Below are 4,399 nucleotides of genomic sequence, written 5' to 3'. Positions count from 1 at the left end.
TGCAGGGGGTTATGTCGGAATTCCAAACGGTGGTTCTATAGTGTCACCTGCCATTGATTTTGGTGACTATGACCTTATTATTACTTCCTTTGATTTGGCCTCATTTGGTTCCGGTAGCGGAAGAGAATTGACTGTTTTTGTTTCTGATGACAATGGTTTAAATTATTCGGCCTTAGATTCTTATCCTGCAGATCATGGAACGACATATATTTCATTTTTACAATACATTGATGTTTCTGCATTAAACGGAAGTCAAGGTCGTATTAAATTTGAAATGACAGACGGAACCGGTTCCATTCGTTTCCGCGATTTGGATATGGACTTTTTTGAAGGCTATTTCTATATGGATGCTGTCTGGTTTCCCGCCAATCCTGATGGTTTAACTATCCCTGCTGAAGATGTATTGGTGGTGAATGGTGCCACTTCGTTGGCTGCAAATACTTCCATAAACTCACTTACCATCAACGAAGGAGCTTCGCTGGAAATCGCCGCTGCTTTAACAGCCAATGGCAACATCACAAACAACGGCGAATTGGTGTTTATCAGCAATGCGTCCACCACAGGACAGCTAGATACGTTTACAGGAATGGTAAGCGGTGAAGTCACTGTTCAACGCTTTATCCCTGCACGCCGTGCTTTCCGTTTGTTGAGTTCGTCAGTGTCCACTTCGGGCACCATCAATGCCAACTGGCAGGAGGGAGTGAACAATCCTGACCTTGTGACCAACCTTGATCCCAATCCCGGTTTTGGTACACACATCACCGGCTCAATGACCGGAGCCAATGGTTTTGATGCCACACCTTCGGGCAACCCATCACTGTTTACGCTCAACAATGCCACACAACTTTGGGAAGATGTTGACAATACAGACATAAACACCATTAGTGCCGGTAAACCTTACCGTTTAATGGTGCGTGGCGACCGCAGTATAGATGTAACTGACAACGGTGCCACACCCACTAACACTGTGTTGCGCACCACAGGAAACCTGCATACAGGACAATTTGCTACTACAGATTTTAATGAAAATGCCGGGGCTTTTAATTTCTTTGGAAATCCGTATCCAGCTTCTGTAGATATGAATGCAGTACTGGGCACAGCCACTAATGTCAACCCCAACAGTTACTACATCTGGGACCCCAATATGGGAACACGCGGTGCTTATGTCACCATCGATTTACCTTCAGGAACAAATTCAGGCGGTTCAGCCGGAAATGAGTACCTGCAACCCGGTCAGGCTGCTTTTGTAACCACTCTGGCCAACGATCCGGCATCACTTACTTTTGAAGAAAGCCATAAAGCGGTGACCCAGCCACAGACTCAGGTCTATAGCGTGGACTCAAAAATCGATTTAAGATTGTATACGGCTTCGGCTTTCGCGCAAAGCGAAAGTGCTTCTGATGCTGTGAGAATTAAATTTGACGATAACTATTCCAACGGAATTGACCCGCTGGACGCACTCAAGTACTACAACCTCGATGAAAACCTGGCAACAGATAATAGCGGAAGTTTGTTAAGTATTGAAAGCAGGGCATTGCCGCTAATTGGTGAAAGCATTCCATTGTTTGCCAATCAGTACCGCACTACCGATTATGTGTTTGAAGCACACCTGAGCGAAGTGAACGATATAGTTACTTTGCTTGTCGATCATTTTACGGGTACTTCAACCGAGTTGACCAACAACGACATTAGCATCTATGCATTTCAGGTAGATGATACCAATCCGTTGAGTATTGCTGAAGACCGTTTTGAAATTGTGTTTGAAGAATTGTTGAGTGTCAACGAGGTGAGTTTTGGCGACGGTTTTGTATTGTTTCCCAATCCCGCTCAAGGCGAAATCAATATCGCAACCAGGGGAATTGCCGGACAGCAAGTACAGTTAAGCATCACCGGAATTTTAGGGCAATTGGTGTATAACAATGCACATACCGTAGATACAAACGGAATTTTGACCATAGACGCAACAGGTTTATCAAACGGGGTTTATATACTAAAACTCAGTGATAACAACGGCGGACAATTTATTGCAAAATTGATTAAAAAATAAAAACCCACTGCAATGAAAAAATTTAAAAACCTCACAACTAAAATCGTTTTTGCAGTCGCCCTGTTTATTTTTGCACTGGCTGCTCAACCGGTACAGGCACAGATAGCCTTTGATGACGACGTAGACGATGAAATACCCGCAGCACCCATAGATGCGCTCATTGGTCTGGGCATAGCAGCCGGTGCCTGGTATGGCATCAGAAAGCTGAAAGCTAAGAAGTAATTTTTTTATTTAAGTTGAAAAGTCCGCTTTTTCCTCAAGGAAGGAGCGGGTTTTTTATTTTAAATTTTAACTATGGATTTCATAAAAATAAGGAGTTCCAACAGGAACAAAACACTAATAAATTTTTTTATGTTAAAAAATTGTGAATATTAATTGTGTATTTTATATATTTGTGATACCCCTTTTTTTAAAAAGGTTAAAAAACTTTGTCTTCCCCAGATTAAAAACCAGCAGCTTTTCTGTCTGGTTGTTTATTTTTTGTTTTTATAAACAGTAAAATAACTTGAAAGCATTTAACCATTACCACTAATAACTAACCAATCATGAGACACTTTTACCTTATTGTCTTCCTTTTAACTTTTTACGCTTCAGGGAATTCACAAACAGCAATCAATTTAAATGACACCGGGTTTGTTCAAACCCAGGAATTGAACGAGCAACAACGTACCACTGATTCTTTTTTTGAATCTGCCAAACGAGCAAGGCCATTCCGGCTTAATCCGCAAATAAGGAACCATCAAAACCTGCAGGCCGGCGATCAGATTGTGCTGCAGTTGTTTAATGATGTGACACACCCTGCAACTGTTTTACGTAAGTACACAGATATTAACGGGGTCACAGCTGTTACACTTAAACTGAATGCCTATCAGTATGCCTATGCTTATATAGCACTCTCACCGGATTCCTATCTGGTGACTGTAGATGTTCCGGAAGAAAATGAGAAATACAGTTCGCGTTCAGGAATTAACCAGACACAGGCCTATATGTTCCAACTGGATGAAACCGAGTTTCAAAACCTGAAATGCGGTTTGGACGATGTGGAAATCATGAAAGGAGAAGGAGAGGGAAAAGGATTAAGCCCAGAAGCCCCTGAAGGCATCTCACCCACACCCGGTGTTCCCATTAATGGCACCGGTCTGGAAACTTTGAATACAGGTTGTCACACCATGCCTGATATCAATGACCCGGCAACTATACGCATTATGATCGTTTATACACCGGCTGCTGAGAATTGGGCGAATTCAAGTTCTTCTGGAAATATAAATAATACAATAGCTACAACGATGTCCAATTTAAATAATACATCGATTAACAACAATCTCGGTATTAATTTTCAACTGGCCTATTCAGGATTGGTCAGTTACACAGAACAGGGAACAGGAACTGACTGGGTAAACCTGTTGACAGACGGGAATGGCATTTTAGATGATGTGCATATTTTGCGCAGGACTCACAATGCAGATCTGGTAGCAATGCTAACTGTTTTTTCAGACGGAATTGGTGGTATCGCCAATTTACTTGATACAAAGTATGGGAACAACAGGGCTGCATTTTCAGTAACCAAAGTAAATGTAGCAACAAATAGCATCGTCTTTGCACACGAGATTGGTCATAACATGGGGGCCGATCACAACTTATATCAATCCTCAGCCCCGGGCCCTACCAACTGGGAAAACTGGTCGGCAAATACCTGGTCTGCCGGTTGGCGCTGGCAGGACACAAATGGGTCTTATTACGGGGACTTGATGTCTTACCCCAGCGGTTCATTATATCCTGATGGTAATTATACTATTAATTTACCTTATTATTCTGACCCTACTTATTCACATAACGGTAATCCGGTGGGTCATCCCACTTTAGCCGACAATGCACGTACATTAAGAGAAGTCAAGCATTATGTAGCACGTTACAAAGAAACGATTGAGTATTGCGGTGCAGGAAATGCGCCTTTGTTTGCCTATACAGCATTGTATATCAACAACGTGACAATGGGCGATATCAATAATACTTCAGGAGGTAGCTCTGCTAGGTATGGTGATTTTACGGCCCTAGCAACCTGCATGTATCCCGGAGATACACAAACGCTTGACATAAGTGTATTCAATTCAGCAAGTACAAGACCGGTTAAGGTATGGATTGACTGGAATGACGACAAGATTTTTGATCCTGTTAATGAGTTGGTTTACGATTCGGGCACAGGCTCTCCACTGCATAGTGTTGCAATTACAGCCCCGCTTGGGGTAGCAACAGGTGATAAACGCATGCGTATTCGCACCTACAGCACTTTTACAACACCGGTGGTCGATACTCCCTGTGGTTATAGCGGTATTGGAGAAGTGGAAGACTATA

General features: G+C 42.6%; 3 protein-coding genes. All 3 read left to right on the top strand.

Going from position 1 to position 4,399, the window contains the following annotated elements:
- The coding region (locus AC6F75_RS12745) for a T9SS type A sorting domain-containing protein (RefSeq protein WP_500715473.1) at nt 1–2,047 on the top strand (2,047 nt) is incomplete at its 5' end.
- A 12-nt stretch (nt 2,048–2,059) separates the two neighbouring features.
- Nucleotides 2,060–2,269 (top strand): hypothetical protein, encoded by a 210-nt coding sequence (locus tag AC6F75_RS12740; protein WP_500715472.1) that lies wholly within the window; start codon nt 2,060–2,062, stop codon nt 2,267–2,269.
- Between the two features lie 323 nt (nt 2,270–2,592).
- On the top strand, nt 2,593–4,399 hold a 1,807-nt coding region (locus tag AC6F75_RS12735; protein WP_500715471.1), incomplete at its 3' end, for a GEVED domain-containing protein.

The organism is Planktosalinus sp. (assembly GCF_059864935.1).
Note: the sequence above shows the minus strand (reverse complement) of the source record. Positions and strands in the feature narration are given on the sequence as shown.

What these genes read in the sequence shown, in the direction of transcription:
- AC6F75_RS12740 (WP_500715472.1), top strand. Translation starts at nt 2,060, where the DNA reads ATGAAAAAATTTAAAAACCTCACAACTAAAATCGTTTTTGCAGTCGCC.